The sequence below is a fragment of the Nocardia lasii genome, assembly GCF_042658545.1.
Classification (GTDB): domain Bacteria; phylum Actinomycetota; class Actinomycetes; order Mycobacteriales; family Mycobacteriaceae; genus Nocardia; species Nocardia lasii.
Genome location: NZ_JBHSQN010000003.1, coordinates 108,993 through 131,082, shown reverse-complemented (window position 1 = coordinate 131,082; position 22,090 = coordinate 108,993). Strand labels below are relative to the sequence as shown.

Below are 22,090 nucleotides of genomic sequence, written 5' to 3'. Positions count from 1 at the left end.
GCGCCGCTGCTCCTCGGTCGCGAGGTGCCGCGAACCGCCGACCGGGCCGCGCGCATCATCTAGATGTGGAACTGGATGAACACGCGACGACCCCACCGCCTCGACTCGCCCGCCTGCTCTGCGTGCTCGCGGTCGCGGCGGTGGCGGTGACCAGCGGCTGCGGGCCCGACGACGACAGCGCAACCGGTACGGACGGTGGGGATCCGGCCGCGTCGTCCCCGGCGGTGACGGACGCGAACCCGGACGACTACCTCATCCGGGACGGTAAGCACGCCTTCCGGTTGGGGACCGGAACCGGCAAGTGCTCGTTCAACTTCGGCAACGACCCCGGCCCGAACATGTTCTGCAATCTTGCGCTGCCCAGCACGGACCCGCCGATCACCGACCCGGTCACCGGAATCGTCGCGCCCGCGAACGCGGTCAGCATCGAGACGGCCGGAGCGCGCCTGGCTCTCGATGTCTCCGGTGGCGGCGACTTGACCAGCGTCCGGGTCCTGCCCGCCGGGCATCGCCTCGTCATCGGGGAACTGTCGTGCACCGCGATCTCCGACACCGCCCTCACCTGCGCGGGCCCCACGGGCTCGTTCGCGTTCGACGGCACCTCGGCCACCATCCCCGCGCCGACCGCCGGCCCCACCTCGACGCCCGCGAAACCGGCACAGGGACCGGGCACGCTCTGCGGAAAATCCGGCGCGGACAACGTCATCGTGAACCGGGGCCAGCTCGATTGCGACGCGGCCGTCGCCGTCGTCACCACCTACCGCGACCCCGCCACGGCCAAGGGCGGACAGTCCAGTCATGCCACCGTCGACGGCTGGCAGTGCACCACGCCCACATTCGCCCGGTCCAACACCAACGGCTACACCATCTCCTGCACCCGAGGCGCCGACGAGATCCTGGTGAAGGATCCCACCAAACCGATCCTGGGCAATGTCGTGGACGCCGACTACGACTACGAGATCATCCCGACCGGTTCCTCGTCGCACTACTACTATTTCCGCACACCGGCGAGCACTTTCCGGTGTGCCATCGTGCTGTCGAACCTCGCGACTACCCGCGACACCACCGCCGGATGCCACGGCGGCGCCGAATCCGGTCTTCCCGCCGACACCCCTGTCGTGCCCGGCAACTACAGCGGTGCCAGCCCCCGTAAGGCGAACACGATCGGTTTCGACGCCGGGTCCGCGGCCACGTTCTACAACGCGGGCGATCCGCGATACATCGACACCGAGCGACCCGAGACGAAACCGCTCGCGGTCGGCGACACCCTGTTCGTGCAGAACGTGTGGTGCACGGTCACGGACGCGGAATCGGTGCACTGCACCGACGGCACGCACGGATTCGCGATCTCACCCCAGTCGTCGCGCCTGAACTAGCTCGGGCAGAGGGGAGAGGCCACCATGAACGAGTAGGCGATCTGGCAGTACCACGTCTTCTCGATCTTCCACGTGCCGTCCTCGGCCACGAAATTCACGATCACCGGCTGCGGCGGGCCGTCGTTCATCGCCCCGGTGCCCTCGGCCAGCATGCCGGGGGCACCGAGCCGGGTCGCGGTGATGGCGACGGTGATCCGCGCGCCGTTGCGGCCGGGGCTCTCGGCGACGCGGTTGGGCAGACCGGGGTCGGCCGCGATGCCCTGCACGCTGTCGAGTTTCGCCGAGTTCGGCACGGTCGGGTCCAGCAGTCGGGCGATCAGCTCGGTGACCGCTTCGGGTGTCAGCAGCGAGGGCGGTGCCTCGGCCAGGGAGGTCGGCACAGCGACGCTGGGTGTCGCGGCCGAGCTGTCCGCTGTCGAACAGCCAGTCAGCAGTGCCGCGGCGACCGCTGCGGACAGGCCACACGCGGCGAGAAATGGTCTGGACAAGCGGGTCCCCCGGGACGGTCGGTGGTGCGGTCGATCGACGTGCGCGCGATCATGTGGGTGACGCGATCGGCACACCAGCCTAACGGGAACCGGCAGCGTCGCCGAGGAGCGAGGGGGGCACACGTGACGCTGCTGTCAGCGGACCAACACGACGACGCACTGCTGGCAGAGCTGACCGGGGCCCGCCAGGGTTGGCTCGCCCTGTGTCGCCGCGCGGTGGCGGACGGTCCCGAAGCGACGGGGCTGCTACTCGAACGACGTCGCGAGACCGGGGTGCTGGCGCGGCAGTCGTTGGCGCGGTGGAAAACCCTCGGCGTGGACGAGGATCCACTGGAGGAGGAGTCCGAGGAGCCCGACCTGCAGGGCGGCCGGGTCACCGCGGACGTCTCGGCCGCGCGCGCCATCGCGTCGCTGGCGCAGGGTCTGACCGGTCACCTCGACCCAGCTCGGGCGTGTTCGATCTTTCTGGATCACGCGGAGCGGGCCGGTTTGCGTTCGGCTGGAACGCAATTGCTGCCCGCCGGACCGATCACCGGCACTGCGGGCCCGCTCGGCGAGGTCGTGCTGCATCTGCTCGGCCAGGGCGGTCGGTCGGCGCGCGGCTTCGCGATCATGACCGCGCTCGAGCTGTCGGGCAGTCGACCGCCCACCGTTCGGGTGGCGCGGGTCAGTGTCCTGTTCGTCGATATCAGCGGCTGCGGGCAGGTGGGCGTGCTGCGTGTGGAGCAGGTTCGCGGCGGCCCGAGCGGGCTGCATCCCGACCCCGCGCGCATGGGCTTTCTGCAGGCCGATCAGGAGTTCACCGACAGTCTCGCCCGCGCGTGGTCGGTGAGTAGATCGGCGACCACCGACGCGTGTGTGCTGTGGTCGGTGTCGGGCACAGGGCGGGCGCCCGCGAACGACATCAACGGGCCGTCGATGGGCGCGGCGATCGCGGTGGCACTGGACGATCTCGCGCCGCGCCGCCACGTGCTGCGCTGGTTGCGACCCCGACGCCTCGACCCGACCTGCGCGGTGACCGCGGGCCTGGCCGACACCGGATTGACGGTGGTCGGCGGGTACGAAGGCAAACTGGCCGCCGCGCAACGCGCTTCGCTGCGGGTCGTCGTCGCGGCCGACGGTTTCGACGAGGCGACCGCGCAGGCGCCACAGAACTACACCGATCGGATCGCGCCCGCGCGCACCGTGAGCGAGGCGATCGCCCGCACCCGCACCCGCGCGAATCTCGCGCTCTGGCTCGTTTCGCTCGCGGGCGTCCTGGCCGTGTTGATGGCGGTGGTGTCGGTGACCCATCTCGTGCGGACCCGCGTCGAGAACGCGGCGGCCAGGGCCGAGTCGAACTCCCGGTTGTTCGCCGGCGTCGCCAGGGGCAGCGCCGACGTCGATCCCGCACTGGCCCAACTGATCGCCGTGGCGGCCTACCGCACCAGCTCGACCGAGGACGCGCGGTCCGCCCTGCTGGAGTTGTCCGCGATCAACACCCCCACGCGGATCTCGCCGGGGGTGCGGCTCGGCGACGCGACGGTGCTCGGTGCGGACGCGCCGCGAATCGCGACGACCGCCGACGGGACGACGATCGCGATCGGAAGAGCCGACGGCACTGTGGAATTGGTGGGCGTCGACGAGACCGGAGTCGATCGGTGGTCACGATTCGCGGCCGACAGCGGTCCGGTTCGGGCGCTGGCGATCAGCTCGGATCAGCGGTGGGCGGTGGTCGCCGGCGATCAGCGGGCCGTGCTCTGGGATATCGCCGACCCGGCGAATCCGACTGCGGCCACGCAACTTCCGCTCGATGGGCAGTTGCCGTGGTCGGTCGCGTTCAGCCCGGATCCGCGACTGCTCGCGATCGGAACCCACGGCGGGTCGATCCTCACCTGGCGACTCGAGGCCGCGCGGGCGACCGCGCTGCCGACGCTGCGGGTCGCGGGGCAGTACGCGCAGGTCGCGGTGAGTGACCGCGCGCTCGTCGCGGCGGTCCCGGCCGTGTCGGCACCGGGCTGGATGACGACCGTGCGTGCCTGGGACACCAGCACTTTCGAGCGTGACCAGCGGCCCGTCTTCGACCGTGTGCTGACCGGGCCGCACGGCGCGCAAGCTCGATCGGCGGAATTCAGCGCTGACGGGAGCGTGCTGTCGGTAGGACTCAACCCCGGCGAGATCGCCCGATGGGGGATCGGGGCCGATCTCACCCGGCCGGTGTCGATCCCCTCGACATTTCGAGGTCCCAACGAGTATTTCGATGTTTCGCCGGATCGGGACGCAAAGACGGCCGTGGTGGTCGGGGGCGACTTCCGCGCCCGCGTCATCGACCTCACCACCGGCGCCGAACTCGCCGCGTTCCCGAGCGGCTCCGTTGCCCGCGCACGGTTCCTTCGGGGTGGTCGCTCCCTCGTCACCACCGGATTCGACCAGGCGGTCCACGTTTTCGAGCTCCCCGGACCCACCGATTCCGTGGGTGCGCTGACCGTGGTCAGACTGCCACCCGCGCGATCGGAACCGGTCTCCGGCCTCGAACCGAGCGCACTGCCGCGCCGCCTGCGCGCACTGTCGACCTCGGCGCGGGTGCCGAACCTGGTGAACGGCGATCCCTCGGGCCTCCTCGACACCATCGTGATCAGCCCCGACGGCACCAGGGCAGCCACCCTGAACACACATGAGATCGCGGTCTGGGACATCAGCGACCCCGCCACCGCGCGCCCGCTCGGCACGATCAGCAACGGCATGGTCGATATCCGCGGTGTGACCTTCACCCTCGACGGCCGTGTGGTGGTCGGGCGGGGCCTGACCGAGTCGGTCGAACTCTGGGACATCGACGACTCGTCAACCCCCACCCTCGCCTCGACCATTCGATTCGGCCGAGGTCTTCCGACCGCCCTCGCGGTCAGCCCCGACGGCCACACCCTGGCCGTGGGCAGCCACCGCACCGGCACCGTCGCCGTCTACGACCTCGATGCCCCCAGCGACTCCCCGCTCGCCGAAATCGCCGATGTCGGCTTGCGGGGCCGGGACCTCACCGTTGCCCTGAGCTCCCGGAACACCCTGGCCGTCGGTGCCGGTTCCGGCGTATTCCTCTACGAATTGCCGGGTGCGACAACCCAACCCCGTCGACTTCCGACTCCTGCCGGTGTCAGCGGCCCCGTGGGCGCGGTCGCCTTCGACGCCACCGGCACGCTACTCGCCGTGGACGACATCATCAGTGGCCGAATCCTGCTGTGGGACTACACCAACGCGAACCGACCCACCGTCAGGGCCGCGATCGTCAGAACTGAAAGGCACTGGCAGAGAACGATGCTCGCGTTCTCGTCGGGTGGGGGCCGACTGATCGAATCCGCGGCCGACGGCTCGCTGCGCCAGTGGAGTACCGACGCCGACGCGGAGGCGCGGCGAATCTGCGCGAGTGGCACGGCGCAGATCACCGCGCACGAGTGGGTCGGCGCGCTACCCGGCCGCTCGCCGGTGCGCGCCTGCCCGAACTCCTGATGATGTCGGCGAGGGCTGGCTGTCTCGAGTTCAACTGGTACTGAACCTCATTCGTCGCGATCGCATCTCCATAGGTGTAGGACCCGGCCTCGAACCGTTGTCGGCCCGTTCCGCATCACTGTGTCCAAGGGCACACGCGTCGGGCGCGGCGCGACCGAGAAGGAGACCGGGCATTGCACTCAGGGGAGCCGGTGACAGCGAACACGGTGATAGACGGACGATTTCTGATGTCGAGGAGAATCGGACGCGGCGGGATGGCACAGGTGTGGGCCGCCCGCGACGCCGACGGCAACGATGTCGCGGTAAAGCTGCTCGACTCCAGCAGGGAGGGGGAGGGATTCGAGCCGGGGTGGAAGCAGGTCAAGCGGTTCGAACTCGAGTACAGCGTCAGCGCGCGGCTGCGTCATCCCAACATCGTGCGGGTCCACGCGACCGGGACGGACTCCGGTCGTGGATTCCCCCTGCACTACCTGGTGATGGAACTGGTCGACGGGCACAACCTGCGCCACTATCTGCGCACGCAGGCGCACTGGCTGCCCGGTGACGTCTTCGCCCTGCTGGCAGGGGTACTGCGCGCGCTGGCCTACGCCCACGACAACCGAATTCTGCACCGCGACATCAAACCCGACAACATCATGGTCACCCACGATGGCACCGCGAAGCTGACCGATTTCGGCATCGCCGTCGACATCGACCGGCCCTCGCACCTCACCGGCCTGCACGTCATGATCGGCACCCGCATGTACTGGGCGCCGGAGTACCGATTGACCGCCGTTGCCACCGAGCGCAGTGACATCTTCGCGGCGGCGATGGTCTGCGTGGAGACCATCGAACTGCTGCTGTACCGCTATCGGGCCCCCGCCCGACCGCAGGACGGGATCCCCCCGGATTCCCCGATCACCGGCGGACTGCGCGGGGTGTTGGATCGTGCGCTGGCCGCCGATCCGAACGCCAGGTACGCCTCGGCGCACGAGTTCCTCGCTGATTTCGAGGCGGCGGCCCGCGAAGCCGAGCGGACGGTCCTGCGCGACGTGACCCTGGTCGGGCCCACCGAGATCAGGCCGGTGCCGTTCCCGGCGCCGCCGCAGGTGGAACCCGGGACCGTCCTGCGGGCTGAACGCAATCGACTACTGGCCGCGCTCAACCGCGACGACGTGCTGTACGTGACCGCGCTGCTCGCGGTCGCGACCCTGCTCGGGGTCGCGCTCGCGGTCGCGGTCTTCGCGATCGCGGTGAATCTTCTCGGTCTGAGCGGAACGGGTGTCCGATGAATCGTCATCCCTGGCAGCAGGTTCTGTTCCCCGGTGCTCGCTCGGCCCACTGGCTGCGTGTCGCGTTCCGGGTGTCGGTGTGCTCGTTCGTCGCGACCCTGGTGTTGTTGACCTTGCTGGTCGTGAGTTAGGGGCGAAATCATGCGCATCGTCTGCTTGAACTGCATCACCGACTTCGAACTCAAGGAGTCCGGTCCCGGCTGGGTGAGCACGATCCGGCACAGCGGCGGCGGCTACGACAAGCGGGTCAGGACCTTCGCCGACCGCCTTTCGGCCCGCTGCCCCAACGGGTGCGAGCTCGACGCGGAACTGTTGGCGCGACCGACGAAGGTCGTCTCGTTCATTGGCGAGTCCGCGTCGTCGAAGAGCCATCTGATCGTTTCGATGATCTATTCGATGATGAACGATCCACTGCTGAATCGCGATTGCTCGATGACGATCTCGCAGCGTTCGGTGGCGCTGTGGGATCGGCTGCGCTACCGACTCGTCGACACCCGCCGCGCGCTCGACGCCACGGCGCCACGCCGAGTTGTGCACGCGGGCAGCGAAAATCGGCACGAGCCGCGCGGCGCGCGGTTCCGCCCCAGGCAGAACGGAGGCGACGAGGACGGCAACTCGCCGGGCGGGACCGGGCTCGAACCTCGGGTACCCCTGCTGGTGAAGGTGACCTCGCTGTATACGGGCGCCTCAGTCAATCTGGCGTTCATCGACGTCGCCGGGGAAGACATCGCCGACGCCGAGGTCGCGGCGAAGGTGAGTCCACACCTGGCGATCACCGACTTTCTGTGGTGCGTGGTGCCGTCCACCCTGAACAAGCGGTACCTGGCCCAGATGCGCGCGGGAGCGGGCGAGGTCGATCAGGCGAGCCTGGACAACGCGGTCGAGCACTCGCAGACAGTCGAGCGCACGATCTTGATGATTGATCAGGTCGCGGCGCTGTGGCGTGAGGCCAACGGATTTCCGCGCAACGTACCGATCGCGCGCGACGGCTTCCACGCGGCGACCATCGTCGCGAAGTCCGACCTGTTGTCGCTGCTCCAGTTCCCCGACATCGGCTCCGTCGCGCCGCCGTCCACCTGGGCCACCGACGACGGTGCGGACAGCGGCAACCTCTACAACCTGGGTCAGATCGCGCGGCGCGGCTGGGCGACCCGCGAGGTCGTGCGCTCCCTGTTTCCCGCGGTCGACGCGAAGATGGCGACCGAGTTCAGCGACAATCGGTACTTCCCGGTGTCGGCGGTGGGGTGCAGCAAACAGTCCGACGACTCCTTTCCCGTGTTCAAGCCGTTCGGGGTGGTCGATCCCGCCGTGCTCATGCTCAACTCGATCCATGAACTGCACGTGCCGCGATGAGCACGGAAGTCCTTTTCCCCCAGTTGATCTCAGGGTGGGCTCGGGCGACACTCGATTCCTCCGGCGCCGGTGTCGGGGTCGTGGCGCGTTCGGCGAACTGGCCTGACGAGCTCGGTCGCACGGCGCGTGAGCTCGGCCCGATGGTCACCCTTGTCGCCGATGCCGCGCAACCATTCGCGTTCGAGTTCACGCTCGGGCGGGGCGTGGCGGTCGTCGGGGTGAAGTCGCCGTCACGAGCCCGGCCCGGGACGTGTGTGAGCCATCTCGTCGCCGGGGATCCCGCCGTGCTCGACGGGTACACGGCGCTGCAGTTGTACGCGGCCGAGGTGTTCGTGCGTGAGCTGTCGAGTGAGGATCCGATGACGCCGACCGATCGCCTCGCCCCGCTCATCTGGTCGGGGCGAGCGCCCGGATTCGCCGACACGGTGGCCGCGATCGTGGACCGAGGGTGGTTGCCCGCGCTGATCGACGCCGTTCTGGCACAGGCTGATTCGGGTGGGCCCGACCTGGAGCTGTGTGTTGCGGGACTCGCGGAGGGCATCGCGATGTTGCGAGCGGTCTATGAGGTGTTGCCCCGTGCGCTGCTCGGCGAGCTCACCTTCGCGGCCGGCGCGACGCCGGTGCCGCCGTCGGGTTCGGGGCCGATCATCGTCGTCTCGGTGCGACCGGCGCGCGCGTCGGACAGCGGTCGGCGCCGAATCTGTCCCGACGAGCCCGGTGCGCCCGCCGGCCTCGGCGCGACGATTGTCCGAGCCTGGAAAACCGGAGTGGCACTGCCGGATCGGCTCGACAGTGTCGGCGACATCCAGCGCTGGTTGGACCGCCGAGCACTGCGTCGACTCGACCCCACCACCCTCGATGCCCGACAGCTTCGGCTGGTGCTGACCGACCCCGATCTGCCGACCCAGTGGCGTGATCAGGAGGGCGTGGTGGGGGCGATTCTCACTGCGGCACTGGCGGATTCCGTTCCTGCTGATGTACTGTCACGGTTTGTCGCGGCGCCGCCGCTGCGCGAGCGTGTCGAGCGGGACCTGAACGCGGGAATCGACTCCGGTCGCTACGGCCGAGAACACGCGCGAACCATCGGAACACGGCTCGGCCTCGACACCGCCACACTGCTGGGACGGGCGATCTCGGCGACGCTTGATCGCGGCGCGCCGATCTCGACGACCGACGCCGTCGACGTCTGGCCGCTGCTGATTCACCAGTGGAACCTCGACGGTGCGCCCCGGCGACGCGTCGGTGACCATCTTCGCACCCACCCCGTACTGCGGGTACACGCCGTGCGCGCGGGGAGCGATTCGCTGTTCGAGGCGGGTGTGCGCGCCGAACTGGACGATCCGCGCACTTCGGCACCGAGTACCGTGCTCGCGGAAGCGGTGTCGACGCAACCGCGGCGGACGGTCGATCTGCTGGTCCAGCGTGCGACGGGCAGTCGTTCGACAAGGGCCATTCTCGGCCCCGATCTCGACCTCGTCCTGCGCTCGGCACCCTCGCCCTCGATCGCGCGGCTCGTCACCGACATCGCCGTGCGCGGCCGCTGGCATCCGACCGCCGTCCTCGCCCTCGTATCCGAGCTGGATCTCGCCGCCCCTGACCTCGCGGCCGCGCTCGCACTGCTGCTGGCGCAGGCGAGCGTCCCGCATGCCATCGCGACCGCGATCGACCTGGACCCCACCGCGCGCGATCTGTCGATCCCGACGAAATACAGCGCACCACAGCATATTCAGTGGCTCGAGACCGCGCGTGTGTGGACGATCGGATCGCGGTCGCCCGCCACCGAGGTGGAGACCGACGCCGCACTCGACGACCTCCTCGCCCGAGATCAACCACCGTCGTGGCGTCGCCTGCGCCGAATTCGGGCGGCCGGAACCACCGCCCTCGCCGACGCCATGACCGCCGAACTGATCGAGAAGTGGCCGCCGCTGTGGCCGCGTGCCGTCTCCTGCGGCGACTACGTCCTGTTCGCCGCAGGACTGCGGGCCGCGTCGAAATCCCGAGACGCCGTGCGCCGCGCCCGGATCGTCAACCGAGCCGCCGGGTCACGGCTGGATTGGACCGCGCGCGTCCTCGCCGACCCGCCCGACCCGAGCGGCCTGACCACCGCGCTCGCCGGCCTGCGCGGGCGCCACCGAGCTACCCTGCTCGCCCTGTGCTCCGACGCGGGAATGCCCCCGGAATCACTGCTGCGCGGTGTCGCCGACCTGAACCAACCACCACCGGCCCTTCGGTCCGCCTTGCAACCCACCCTGGCCCGTGTCCTCGAACAACTCGACATACCACCACGACTTGCCCGCCGGATGCGCATCCGGCCGCGATGAACCGGCGGCGTCCCCGATCGCATCTCAGAGTTCATGCAGATACGCCGACGTGTGATCCGCCTTGGCATGGCGCTCGCCCTCTTGACGTCAGTCGCCGCGATGACGGGCTGCCTCCCGGAAGGCGACTCGCCGCCGTCGCGGGACTCGTTGTCGGACCCGGTGAACCCCGCCGACTACACCGGCCAGGACCCCTGCGCCGGCCGCAACGGTATCGGCCGGATGTGTAGGGTGGTCGCGGTAGCCCCGATCAGCGGCACCGACGCCGTGAACCCGATCGCCATCGCCCTGTCGACAGCGCCGTCCTACGAACTCCTGGTCGGCCTGCCCGACACCGTCGCCCGCTACTCGAGCAGCCTCGGCGACTACTACGAGGCCAGCGACGGTCTTGGCCCGGAGGGCACCTTCGTGGAGAAGCAGGAGAAGGGGCTCGTCGCGGCGACCGATCTGAGCGGTGACGGGGTGCCGGAGTTGATCTTCTGGATCGGCGGCGTCGAGCAGTCGGCACGGTACCGGGTCCTTACCGTGGTCGACGGCGCGTTGCGGATCGTCGCGGCACCCGGCGGGCAAGGAATGTACTCGGACGCTGAAACCTGGGCGATTTACGGCGGCCACGGCGCGAACTACGGAGCCTTCCGGTGTGCCCCCGATCAGCCGGGCACGATCACGCGGCTTGGCGGCGACTCGATCGGCGATACCGCGGCGAGCGGTTACGAACTGGACCACCACTTCCGCGACGCGAACACCTGGCAGCAGGGCACTTCACGCGACAATCAACCGATCCCCGCCTACGCCCACGCCGCCCTCGTCCCCTTCGACTGCCCACACACCGAACGCCGCGTCCCCGCCGGCACCACCGACAAGACCGACCCGTTCCACGACTCCCCGGCGGACCCCGCGACCCCCGCCCAACCCTGCGCCGGCCTCACCCTGCCCGATGGCCGAGCTGCCGAGATTCGCGCCCTCACCGGCGAAATCACCTGCGCCCGAGCCGAACAGATCTACACCGAGTACCGCGACCACCCACCGGCAACGGCGGGCAACACCAACTGGATCGCCACCCCGGACTGGATCTGCTCGACACCGACCGCGGGCACGAACACCAGAACCGGCCGCGTCGCCTCCTGCGCGGACGGCACAGCCGTGAAGACCTGGACCTTCGAAGTGCACCTCGTCCAGTGACCGAGTCCGTCGGTCATCGCTTCGACGCGATATCAGTGCACTGAGTTGTCTGCAAGAGCCGCAACATTTTTCATTGCGCGGGGGGTCTCGAGGAATCAGGAGTGGCGTTGCCGCGCTTGAACCGATTCCAGCTCGAGCCGCATCTCCACTATGTCCGATGATTCTCCGCCGCAATCGTGGCAGAACACAAGGGGATAGAAATGAACGCGCTCTTCCTGGGATCCGCGATCCTCAATTCCGGCTCAGCCTTGGCCGCGAACGCCACCGCCGCCCTGGCCAACCTGGTCTACATCATCGAGAACCTGGGCCGGTAGTTCTACTGGAATAGGTGCGCGCGCCACCAGCGACCGCACCTACCAGGCGAATAGCGCTTACCGCGCATCTTGATCAGTACAACCTCGTTCGCCGAATTCGCAGGGGGCGTCGTGAAAATAGTTCTCTCGGTCCTGACCGCAATTCTCATCAGCTCGGCACCCGCTGGCATCGCTCGTGCTGATGACTACGACGCTGTCTACCACGGGCCATTCGACACCAGGTGTGAGTGCCGCCAGAAGTCCCGCGAGATGGGCATTCGAATTCCCTACGATTCCGACGGAAACCCCGGAATCGCCTTGATTCCCGAGTGCTTCGTCGGCATCGACCAGCGTTGGTATCTCAAGAACTAGGGGCGCCGATCGTGCCGCTAACAGCCGTTCCCATCGAGCAGGGTGGTGTCACGCGGGAGCCATCTCGACGGGTCGGAGGTGGCTGCCGCAGTACATCCTCGGGCGAGGGCGCGGTCGGTGTCGAGGTCCCAGCGGCGTACCGTTCCGTCGGTGCCGGTGGTGACGAGGTGGGTGCCGGTGGGTTCGAACGACGCGGTGGTGGTTGTGCCGTTGTGGCCCTGCAGGATTGCGTGCGGGGTGAAGGCGCCGTCGTTGTCGACGGTCCAGACGCGGGTGATGCCGTCGTCGCTCACGGCGGCGAGCAGGTGGCTGTCGGGGCTGAAGGTCAGGGTGCTGATGAGGTGGCGTAGTCCTGCCGAGCGCTGATCGGTCGCGGCCGGGTGCAGCAGGGCCAGGTCGGCGATCGGGTCTCGGTTCACGCGCAGATCCGGCGCGATCGTGTGGACCTTGATCTGCCCGGAGTCGGTGGCGTAGACGAGAAATCGCAGGTCCGGGCTGAAAGCGACCGCTGAGATGTCGGTCTCGAACAGGTCCGAGGGGCCGGGGTCGTTGTCCGCGAGATTCCACACGATCAGCTCGTTGGTATAGGCGTGGGCGGCGAGCATCGAGTTCGCGCCGAAGGCGAGTCCGTCGAGGACTTCGCCCTCCGGTACGGCAACGGGCGGGAGTGGTCGCCAGTCACGGGTGTCCCACAGTCGGATTGTCTGATCATCGAAAGCGACTGCGAGAGTGTTGGTGTCGCCGCTGACAGCGATGTCGACCACCGGTGTGGCACTCAGGGTGACGATCGAGGAGGTGGTCGTGTCGAGCGCGGACACACCGTGTCGCCCACCGACGATGAGGAAGCGATCGCCCGCGGCGAAGGCCAGGGCGACCGGCTCCCGCCAGCGTGGATCGAACCGGCGTCGATGCCCGGAGATCGCGTCCCACTGATGCACGCTGCCGTCGGTCGCCGCGACAGCCACGGCACCGCCGAGACCGTGCGCCAGTGCGCGCACCGGCGCGATCGGATGTACGGCCCGCAGCGCCAGATCGGAGGTGTCCCAGATCCCCACCGACCCATCCGAGCTCGAGGTGAGCAGTTTCGTTCCGTCCTCGGTGAAAGCGATGCGGTGAATGGACTTACTGTGTCCGACCAGCGTCGTGAACGGTCCTACTCCGGAGTCGGCGTCGTAGAGTCGCACGGTGCGGTCGTCGAGACCGATGGCGAGCACGGACCCGTCTCGACTGAAGTCCAGGCCCCACGCGGCCGAATCGAACTTCTCGGTCCATATCTCCCGCACCCCGTCTTTCAGGCTCCACCAGGTGGTCCAGCCGGTGGCGTCGGCGGCGATCACGCTCTGCCCGTCGCGGCTGATACCCAGCGCGACCGCTTTGCGGTCCGCCCACGGTCGGGGGAGCGTGATCGGGTCCGCGTCGACGTGGCGCCACACCTGTACCGGCCCCGTACCGGCGACGGCGAAAGCTCCCGAATCCGTCGCGAAGGCCAGCGGGCCCGCGATGTCGGGGATATCACCACGGGGCCCGGCCACGGGTTCCAGTGTGGTGGCGTCGAAGAAGCGAATATCGGTGGGGCCGTCGCGGTTGTAGGCGAACGCGGCCAGGACGCGCCCGTCCGGGCTGAACGCCAGATTGGCCATCCCGCCTTCGATATCGCGAACTTCACCGACCAGCGTGTAGTCCACGGTGCTCCAGACCCGAAGGGTCTCGTCCTCGGCGTTGGCTACCCGCTTGCCGTCGCGGCTGAACGCCATTGCGGAGCCGCCGTATTCGCCGTTGCGCCAGCGATGCAGTTCCTGGCGTGTCCGCGCGTCGAACAGTCGAACGAACCCGTCATAGCTCGATGCCGCGATCAGCGTTCCGTCGGGACTCGACGCCACGCCGTAGAGCGGCTCCTTGCTCGCCGGGATCCGGCCGAGAAACCGGTCGGCCTGGGCTTCGAGCAGGGCGCTGCGGGTCTGGACGTCGGGCTGCGAGCGGAACGCTTGAACCGCGAGCAATCCGCCGACGTCCGGCGCCCCGGAGCGCACCGCGTACGACGCCGAGGCTTGCTCGTGCGCGTGCGATACCCGGAACTGCTCGGCCTCCGCGCGTGAGGACTGCACCGCGACAAGCGTCGCGGCGATCGACACGACAGCGACGAGAAACAGCGCCCCGACCAGCGCGTAGAGGCGTCGCACCCGCCACAACTCGGCCCGTGCCACAGCCTCGTGGTGCGCGGCGCTCACCGCCAGATACTCACCCTCGGCCACGGTCAACCCCCGCCGACGACCCGGCTTGCCCAACCACAGCTGGTACTCCTCGGTCCGGGCGGCCGTGAGCAGCGTGGAACTGTCCGACCGATCCCAGGCCCGGACGAAAGCCATGAGGCGCAGGTGCAGCGCGTGCCCTTCGGCGTCCTCGGCGAGCCAATCCCCGAGCCGCTGCCACGCGTGCAGCAGGGCCTCGTGGGTGATCTGCACCCCGCCGTTGGTGGTGGTGAGCAGGCGGGCCTCGACGAAGTGATCCACGACCGTCGCCGTTGTCGCGCTGTCGATGTCGGACCAGATCAGTTCGGTGGGGTCGACCACGATGCGAGCCAACGCGGTGTCGCCGCGGTGCACCGCGCGAACGAACAGCCGCTCACACGCCGCCTGCGCCTGCTCGGAACCGAGCCCGTCCCATACCTTCTCCGCCGTCTGCTCGACTGCGGTCCGGATGCCTCCGGCACTGCGGTAGTTCTCGACAGTCAGTACTGCCGAGGCGGTGGTTCGACCCACCCAGGTCGCGTGCAACGCGTGCGACAGCAGCGGGAGCGCGCCCGGGTCGTGCGCGCCGCCACCGGCGACGGCCAGTTCGTCCAACAGCACGCTCAGCAGCGCGGGCTCGACGGTCACCTCGGCGCGTTTCGCGGGCAGCACGATGGACTGCTCGAGCTGCTCGCGGCTCATCGGCCCCACGGCCACCGCGTCTTTCGAGATCGGCTCCCGTAACGCGGGGACGTCCAACGCGCGTTCGAAGAAGTCGGCGCGCAGCGCGAAGATCACGACGGTGCCCGCTTCCGTCACCGCCACGAGTCGGTCCACGAACTCCTTCGGCGAAACCGGGTGGGCATCGGAATTCTCCGCGGCCGCGCGGTAGGTCCACAGCTCCTCGGCCTGGTCGATCACGACTACCGACGGCGGGCCCTCCGACGAGGACGCCGCAAGTGCAGAATCGAGGCGACCGACCGGATCCGCGCCCGGCGCGAAATACCGCACCGGCACAGTGAGTTTCGGTCGCAGCCCGGCTTGCAGCAACGACGTCTTGCCCGATCCCGACGAGCCGAGCACCCCGATCAGGCGCGGTCCCTCGCCGGCCAGCGCGCGCTCGACTCGCGAGCGGAGATCTTCGATCAGATCGTCGCGGCCGAAGAACAGCGCGGCATCCTCCAGACGGTACGGCTCGAGGCTGCGGTAAGGCGAGTTCGTCGGACGCGCGGGACGGGCGGTACTCCGGAGCCGGTTCGCGGCCTCCCACAACCGATCGAACTCCTCGGCCGCGTCGCAGGTCCGCAGCACCGCCGCCAGGTAGGCGGCGGCGTCGATCGCGGGCACGGCCTTACCGGCGTACCAGCCGCCCAGCGTCGGCGCGGGGACACCGGCCCGGTCGGCGACCTTGCGGATGGACAGACCCGCGGCCATTCGGATCCTGGTCAATTCCGCACCGAGCTGTTCGCGTGATTCGATTTGCAGGACAACGACATTCGGTGAATCCCCACCCATACCATGCACACCGTTATTGAACACGACCTGACGCCTCGGGGTGCGAGGATCCGCGCGACAGCACCTCCTCGCACCGCCGAGCGTCTGTCCTCGGGGTAGCCCGCCTCGTCAGGCGGCCGCACCCAGTTCGGCGCGGGTGATCTCCCGCAGCAACGGCATGCCCTCCGCGCTGAGTCTGCGGATCGTGCCATCGGGGACCGACAGCATCCGCGCGACCTCCATGATCGTTCGTCGGTCGTAGCCGTCGGGTGTGACGACGAAAATGGTCGCGAATACGGTCCGGTATTTGTCCGGCATCCGGGCGAGTAGCGCGGCATAGAATTCGACGGTGTCGAATAGGGCGAAACTGTCCGTCGCGGAATCCCCACCCGCGCCCGCCAGCAATTCGTCATCATCGACTCGCCAGCCCGCGTCGCGTTTACGCGCGCTCTCGCGCCGCATCAGTTCCTTCACTTTCCACCGTCGCACATTGACTTCCACATACACCCGCCAGCTCCGCACCGGCTCTGGCGGAAGCGGTTTCAGCACCAGATCCTCGGCGACTCGGGACGCGATGTCGTCCGCGTGCGGGCGCAGGTGCGGGGCGAGGGAACTGCGAGCGCACCGTTCGGCATACCGGGTGATCTCGGCCAACTGGGCTCCGAATACCCACTCGAACACCCGAGACTGCTCGTTGGGTGGTACCTCGGCCAGGTGTCGTCCGAGCCATTCGGTGTAGGGATGGTCTGTGGCGTACATGCGGGACTCCATCGATCTCGACCATGGGGGACACCAGCACCTTTCGCGGTGTGGTTCCTCGACGATGGCCGTGCGACCGGGGTCTCGCCCAGCGATTCCGCGGGGTCCGTACAACTCCATACGCCCAGCTCAGGGCGGGTATGCGGCGCCCAGACCCTCGAGATTCAACTTTCGCGAGTTGCATCGTCGAAGGTCGGGGCACCTTTCACTGTTTTTCTAGTACACCGCGCGAACGGACTGCGTGGGCAGTGGAGTCGGGCCGGAGTACCCCGGGGGAACGATCTTGGCCGAACCCTCGGAACACTCGGCGTTCGAGAAGACCTCCCACTCTCGATCGGTCCCGTTTTCTACGTAGCGTGCTGTGTCCGGTGCGAGGCTGTAGCATCTGCCGTCGCTGGGGATTCCCCAGGAAATACTGTATTGGTCGATGTCTTGATCGTAGAGACAGAAGTTCTGGTAGCACGGGGGATTTCCCGCGGTCGCGGTCGCGGTTGCTGTGGTGATACCGGTCAACGCGGCCAATGCCGTGATGATCGCCATGTATCGGGTGATTCGGTGCGTGGTGACAGACATGGTTCCTCCGGAATTCTCGTGCTTCGTGGATTTATCGAAGATGCTTGAATCGAGCGGCGTGTCAGGTCGACGGTTCAACCGCGACCGGCGAGCAGGACCGCGCCGCCCGCGAAGGTGACCAGGGCCGCGAATCCGCCGAGGAGGAATCCGCCACTGGCGCTGTCGGGGCCGAGTTCGTCCAACATCGACAGGCCGATCATCGTGGCCACGGCGAGGACGAGTCCGGCGACGAGTGTGCCGATCGCCGCGATGGTGATCAAATTCCGCGTGCTGGCCGCAATTCCGATAATGCCGAGTGCGGCCGCGGTGAGGCCGCCGAGTAGATAGAAAATCACTGCCGCCGAGGCGGATCCGCTGATGGATCCGCCGATACCGGAGTCGGCGAGTTCGCCGAGGGTGAAGGTGCGGTAGTAGATCTTCACCCACGGCACGGTGATCGTGATCAGCGCGAAAGCCGCACCGGTGACCGCGACGCCACCGCCCCATTTGGCCGCGGCCGTATTGCGTTGGGCGGGTGGAAATCCCATCGTCGGCCGCGGTGTGATGGGCCTGGGGTTATCGGGATTCGTCATTATTCTGTTTCTCCCATTCGGCATTTGCGATCAGCGCACATCGGCTCGATCGATCAGTATCGGTGCGGGCGCGACTGCCCTGCTGACAACTCAGATGCCGACGGCGACGGCCTCGGTTCAGCGCTCGGCGAGGTGTCGGGTAATTACCTGATACCGCGCGCCGCGCGCCGTTGAGATCCTCATTTCGGGTGCATTTCACCTGGTCGGACGTACTCGCACCGAGAAGAGGACGACCGCATCCGTATTCGGTGATCGAGGCAGGACGGCGACTACGCCGTGGGATCGGAGGGCAAGATGTCGACGGAGTGGGGCTCGAGTGCCGCGGACCATCCTTATACGCGATGGCTCGGGCGGCGTCTGGACGAGGCACCGCGCAACGAACAGACCAGGATCTTCGAGTGGGTATTCGGGGCGACGCTGCCCGAGATCACGCAGTTCGCCGAGCGATGCGCCTATCGGTCGCTCAGTCCACGGTTCCGCGCGCACTGCGACGATATCGCCTCCCGAGTGGCCTACGACCTCGTGATGAAACCGCTTCCCGCGCAGCCCGTTCAGAGCTGGCGGGCCTATGTGGAGGGCAATGTCGGGCGGTGGAAGGTCAAGGAACTGCTGCGACGCGAGGGCGCCCGGAAACGAGACGCGGGCTGGCAGGTCGATGATCCAGAGGCGGTGGCGCGCCTGCGCTGCGAAGAACACTGCGACGGCATCGGATTGGTGGAGGCCGGTGATCTGTGTGCCAGGATGCTCGCCCGAATGCCAGGGAAGTATCAGCGGGTATTCGCGAACATCTTCGTCATCTCCGGCGACGGCTACGACCGGCGCACGATCATGGAGGTCGCGCGCATCCTCGCGATTCCCGATGGCACCGTGCGTCGGATCAGCTCGGAGGGAATGCCGCTGCTGCGGGCGATCGCCAGGGAAGAACTGGGCGACGCGGCCTGATGCTTGCTCGGGGGCGTGGCATTTCTCGGCCGATCACGCTCGGATTGGCTAGGTTTGGCATCGTGGAGCCTGGCCTGAAGCTGACGTATGACGGTGTCGTTCGGGAAGGAGTCGGGCTCGCACTCGGTTTTCGTCACGTGGTGTGCCTGACGGCATGCGCGGCATGGTTTCTCACGGCGTTGACGCCGGTGTCACGCGCGATAGCGGTCACGGTGCTGCTGGTGTGGTCGTCATTCCGATTGTGGGATCGGCGTGACGGCCCAGGGTGGGAGTCGGCCGACTTGCTGGTGATCCTCGCGTTCCTCGCGGGTCCTGCGGTGACGTCGTCTTCGATGAGCACCGTGGACGACGTCGCCTTTCAGGTGGCCGGAGCGGCTGTCATCTCCTTCGGGGTTGCTGTGTCCTGGTCGGTGTCGGCCCTATGCTGCGCGGCCATCGTGTCCGCGCTGCTGGTCGGGTGTCGGGATGTGTCGAATCTTGGTGTGGGAGAGGCACTGTCGTCGTATCCGATCCAGTTCTTGGTCGTGGCAGCAGTTCTCGCGACAGGCGTACGGCAGATCGTGCTGCGTGCCGCCGCCGCCGTGGACTCCTCGCAGGCGGCGTTGACCCGCGCTCGAATCGATGCCGTGGTCGCGGCGGCGCGGCGGCGTCACGAACGGGAACAGTGGGCGATTCTGCACGACACGGCGGCTTCGACGCTCATGCTCATCAGCACCGGGGCCCCGGTCGCGGTCGATCGGATTGCCGCCCAGGCCGGTAGCGATCTGGCCGTGCTCGAAGCCGGTGTCCCGGTCTTCGTGGACTCCGGTGGATCGCCGGTGGAAGTGGTGGCAATGCTGGCAGAGCCGGTCCGCCAATGTCGTGTGCCCGTCGAGATCGGTGGACAACCACAGCTGTGGCTGCCCACCGCATTGGCGTGGGCGGTCGTCGCGGCGGTCCGGGAGGCACTGACGAATGTCGAGCGGCACGCCGAAGCCAGCAAGGTCACGATCGTCGTGGCCGAACAGCAATTGACGTTGTTCGACAACGGGATCGGTATTGCCGATGGTTCTGTGCGATCGACGCTCAGGCACGGGATCCGCCGATCGATCATGGAGAGGATGTCTGCCGTGGGCGCCACCGCCACTGTGACCGGCGCGGTGGGGAAAGGAACTACCGTCGAACTGTCGTGGCTGGCTGATACCACCGAGCGCGGGCCGACCGAACCCGGCCACGACCGCGACGCCATCGATGTCGGTCGTCTCGAAGCCGGGCTGATCGTCGGGGTCGCCGCAATCTGTATCGGCGATATAGCGCTGCAACTGAGCCGACTGATCGGGCATCCGGGGCCGATTCCGCCCGCGTGGGTGCATCTCCTACTGGCCGCGGTCAACGTTGTGTGCGCGGTCGTCGCGGTGGCGATCCCGCGCCGCAGCCCGAGGACCAATATGGCACTCATGGCCACCATCGTCGCGATCTCGGTGCTGCTGTGCGTCTGGGTTCCACCTAGCCAGACCGGCCTGAACTGGTCGGTCGGGGTGACCGGTTGGACGATTGTCGCGCTCGGGCTTCGTAGATCGAGCCGGGTGACGACTGGCACCGTGCTGATCTGGTGGACGCTTGTCAGCGGTATTGTCGTGTACGGCACACCCAGTTTGGGGAAACTGTCCTACATGCTGTACCTGACGGCGGGCGTGATGTATCTGCAAATCGCGCTGGTCAGTTTCGGGTCGTCTCTGCACCGCGTGGTGCGTCTTGTCGCCGAGCAGGAGGCACAACGGCGCGCGGTCGTCGCGGCGGCGGCAGTGGACACGGAGCTGAATCACGAATGCGAACGGCGCTACCGGCGGCAGCTGAAATCGTTGTTGCCGATGCTGCGCGGGATCGCCGAGGGCACACTGCGCCTGGATTCGTCCGAGGTGCGGTGGAACGCGCACACCGAGTACTCGCGGCTGCGGCGACTGTTGGACCGGGTGGACAGCATGGACCACCCGTTGTTCGCCGATATCCGTGACGCGATCGACGACGCGGAGGCGCGCGGGGTGAACGTCGTCATCGACACGTCGTCCGAACTTCCTGAGCTGTCCGGCGCGGACCGCGAGGTCGTGGCCGAAGCGATTCGAATCATGCTCGCGGGCAGCCGATCTCGCGCGCGACTGACGGTGGTGCGCGAAGACGACGATGTCGCGGTGAGTGTGGTCTGTGACGCGGTGGGCGTTGACCTCGAGCCGAGAGTCGACCAGCGACGCGTCAGCACCCAGTTGATCGTGGACGAGGACGCCGGTACGGCGTGGTTGCGGCTGCGCTGCCACCAGCCTCTGGGGGAGCTCGTTCCGGTCTGACCCGGAACGGCTCAGTTCACTTCGCGCACCACTATTTCCATCGCGGCGGCCAGCGCGAAGCATCCGTGCCGCGCGGCCTCGGCGGGAAACGACCAGGCGCACTCGGCGACGAGGTCCGCGCCGAAGGCGGTGTGGCAGGCGTCGTATCCGGCGTTGCCCATCCTGTCCATGCAGTGGTCGTGGCGCGCGCAGGCCCCGCGGAAGTCGACGCCGGGAAGATCGTTGCCGAAGACGGTGCAGTAGTCGTGCAGGGCACCCTTGGACGGGTCGTAGTCGTAGTCGGCCGGAACCGGGACGGCGTTGCCGCCGGATCCGGGCACGGCGTTCGCCGCGCCGGTGCCGAGCAGGGCCAGCGTCGAGAGGACCGCGACCAGGGACCACCGGGCAACGCTGCTCACAGCTCGTCCGCCGTGACCAGTCCGTCTTTGATCGCGCGGGCCACCAGGGCGGCCTTGGTCGGCGCCGGCCTGCCGACCGCGGCGTATTTCGTGCGGATTCGGGCCAGGTGGGTGTCCACCGTCTTTACCGACAGGTACATCTGTTGGGCGACCATCACTTTCGACTCGGTCTGGAACCAGATCAACAGCACCTCACGCTCGCGTTCGGACAGTTTCGGGCGGATCGCGGCTCGGCCGGAATGCATGGCCTTCGCCATGGTCGGGCTGTGATACGGCTGATCGGTTACCGCCGCGTGTAATGCCTCGACCAGTCGATCGCCACCCTCCTCCTTCGACAGGTAGGCCGCCGCGCCGCGCTCGAGACAATCCAGAACGGTATCGGGGTCGGTGCGATGCGAGTACACCACGACGCGACGGTCCTCGGCGCTGAGCCGCGCCACGACACTCAAATCCAGTGGGCGACCGGGGAACTGAAGGTCGAGAACGATGGCGGTCGTCGTCGGCGCCGACTCCGCGTCGAAGAATTCCTCGGGATCGGCGAACTCCGCGACCACCTCGATCGGCGGGTCCGCCCGCGCGCACCAGCCGCGTATCCCGTCTCGAACGAGCGGGTGATCATCGATGATCGTGACTGAGATCATCCGGTGTTCCTTCAGCTGGGAGGAGTAGT

At 67.9% G+C, this 22,090-nt stretch carries 16 protein-coding genes; 10 read left to right on the top strand and 6 right to left on the bottom strand.

Going from position 1 to position 22,090, the window contains the following annotated elements; genetic code table 11:
- Window positions 1-65: 65 nt before the first annotated feature.
- Window positions 66-1,376 (top strand): hypothetical protein, encoded by a 1,311-nt coding sequence (locus tag ACFP3H_RS08390; protein WP_378602013.1) that lies wholly within the window; start codon window positions 66-68, stop codon window positions 1,374-1,376.
- Here the strand turns inward: ACFP3H_RS08390 and ACFP3H_RS08385 are convergent.
- Window positions 1,373-1,756, bottom strand: a complete 384-nt coding sequence (locus ACFP3H_RS08385; protein ID WP_378602010.1) for an MTB12 C-terminal domain-containing protein — start codon at window positions 1,754-1,756, stop codon at window positions 1,373-1,375. The two genes, ACFP3H_RS08390 and ACFP3H_RS08385, sit on opposite strands and share 4 nt — an antisense overlap.
- 231 nt (window positions 1,757-1,987) lie before the next feature.
- Here ACFP3H_RS08385 and ACFP3H_RS08380 point away from each other — a divergent pair, with 231 nt between their 5' ends.
- The 7 genes from ACFP3H_RS08380 to ACFP3H_RS08350 all read left to right on the top strand — a co-directional run bounded on the left by ACFP3H_RS08380 (window position 1,988) and on the right by ACFP3H_RS08350 (window position 12,133).
- The gene (locus tag ACFP3H_RS08380) at window positions 1,988-5,344 is read left to right on the top strand and encodes a hypothetical protein (RefSeq protein WP_378602007.1); all 3,357 of its coding nucleotides are present in this window, start codon (window positions 1,988-1,990) and stop codon (window positions 5,342-5,344) included.
- A 227-nt stretch (window positions 5,345-5,571) separates the two neighbouring features.
- Window positions 5,572-6,615 carry a serine/threonine-protein kinase gene (locus tag ACFP3H_RS08375; RefSeq protein ID WP_378602004.1) on the top strand — a complete coding sequence of 348 codons (1,044 nt, stop codon included), beginning with the start codon at window positions 5,572-5,574 and terminating at the stop codon, window positions 6,613-6,615.
- On the top strand, window positions 6,612-6,746 hold the full coding sequence (locus tag ACFP3H_RS08370; RefSeq protein ID WP_378602001.1) for a hypothetical protein: 135 nt from the start codon (window positions 6,612-6,614) through the stop codon (window positions 6,744-6,746). Before ACFP3H_RS08375 ends, ACFP3H_RS08370 begins: the two co-directional genes overlap by 4 nt.
- Window positions 6,747-6,756: 10 nt before the next feature.
- Complete coding sequence (locus ACFP3H_RS08365; protein WP_378601998.1) at window positions 6,757-7,968, top strand: hypothetical protein; 1,212 nt, start codon at window positions 6,757-6,759, stop codon at window positions 7,966-7,968.
- On the top strand, window positions 7,965-10,289 hold the full coding sequence (locus tag ACFP3H_RS08360; RefSeq protein WP_378601995.1) for a hypothetical protein: 2,325 nt from the start codon (window positions 7,965-7,967) through the stop codon (window positions 10,287-10,289). The genes ACFP3H_RS08365 and ACFP3H_RS08360 overlap by 4 nt, the downstream gene beginning before the upstream one ends.
- Before the next feature lie 99 nt (window positions 10,290-10,388).
- Window positions 10,389-11,468 (top strand): hypothetical protein, encoded by a 1,080-nt coding sequence (locus ACFP3H_RS08355; protein ID WP_378601992.1) that lies wholly within the window; start codon window positions 10,389-10,391, stop codon window positions 11,466-11,468.
- A gap of 425 nt (window positions 11,469-11,893) precedes the next feature.
- Window positions 11,894-12,133 (top strand): hypothetical protein, encoded by a 240-nt coding sequence (locus ACFP3H_RS08350; RefSeq protein ID WP_378601989.1) that lies wholly within the window; start codon window positions 11,894-11,896, stop codon window positions 12,131-12,133.
- Window positions 12,134-12,150: 17 nt separating this feature from the next.
- On the opposite strand, the gene ACFP3H_RS08345 is transcribed toward ACFP3H_RS08350, so the two are convergent.
- From ACFP3H_RS08345 to ACFP3H_RS08335, 3 genes are all read right to left on the bottom strand, one after another.
- Window positions 12,151-15,876, bottom strand: a complete 3,726-nt coding sequence (locus ACFP3H_RS08345) for an nSTAND1 domain-containing NTPase (RefSeq protein WP_378601986.1) — start codon at window positions 15,874-15,876, stop codon at window positions 12,151-12,153.
- Between the two features lie 108 nt (window positions 15,877-15,984).
- The gene (locus ACFP3H_RS08340) at window positions 15,985-16,614 is read right to left on the bottom strand and encodes a sigma factor-like helix-turn-helix DNA-binding protein (RefSeq protein WP_378601983.1); all 630 of its coding nucleotides are present in this window, start codon (window positions 16,612-16,614) and stop codon (window positions 15,985-15,987) included.
- A 647-nt stretch (window positions 16,615-17,261) separates the two neighbouring features.
- Complete coding sequence (locus tag ACFP3H_RS08335; RefSeq protein ID WP_378601980.1) at window positions 17,262-17,714, bottom strand: hypothetical protein; 453 nt, start codon at window positions 17,712-17,714, stop codon at window positions 17,262-17,264.
- A gap of 339 nt (window positions 17,715-18,053) precedes the next feature.
- Here ACFP3H_RS08335 and ACFP3H_RS08330 point away from each other — a divergent pair, with 339 nt between their 5' ends.
- Entirely contained in the window at window positions 18,054-18,701 is a 648-nt protein-coding gene (locus ACFP3H_RS08330; protein ID WP_378601977.1) for a hypothetical protein, read from the top strand.
- Between the two features lie 62 nt (window positions 18,702-18,763).
- Window positions 18,764-21,022 (top strand): ATP-binding protein, encoded by a 2,259-nt coding sequence (locus ACFP3H_RS08325; protein ID WP_378601974.1) that lies wholly within the window; start codon window positions 18,764-18,766, stop codon window positions 21,020-21,022.
- 11 nt (window positions 21,023-21,033) lie between these two features.
- Here ACFP3H_RS08325 and ACFP3H_RS08320 read toward each other — a convergent pair whose 3' ends face one another.
- Together ACFP3H_RS08320 and ACFP3H_RS08315 are read right to left on the bottom strand one after the other, a co-directional pair.
- Complete coding sequence (locus ACFP3H_RS08320) at window positions 21,034-21,420, bottom strand: hypothetical protein (RefSeq protein WP_378601971.1); 387 nt, start codon at window positions 21,418-21,420, stop codon at window positions 21,034-21,036.
- Complete coding sequence (locus ACFP3H_RS08315; protein ID WP_378601968.1) at window positions 21,417-22,061, bottom strand: response regulator transcription factor; 645 nt, start codon at window positions 22,059-22,061, stop codon at window positions 21,417-21,419. The genes ACFP3H_RS08320 and ACFP3H_RS08315 overlap by 4 nt, the downstream gene beginning before the upstream one ends.
- Between the last annotated feature and the right edge of the window lie 29 nt (window positions 22,062-22,090).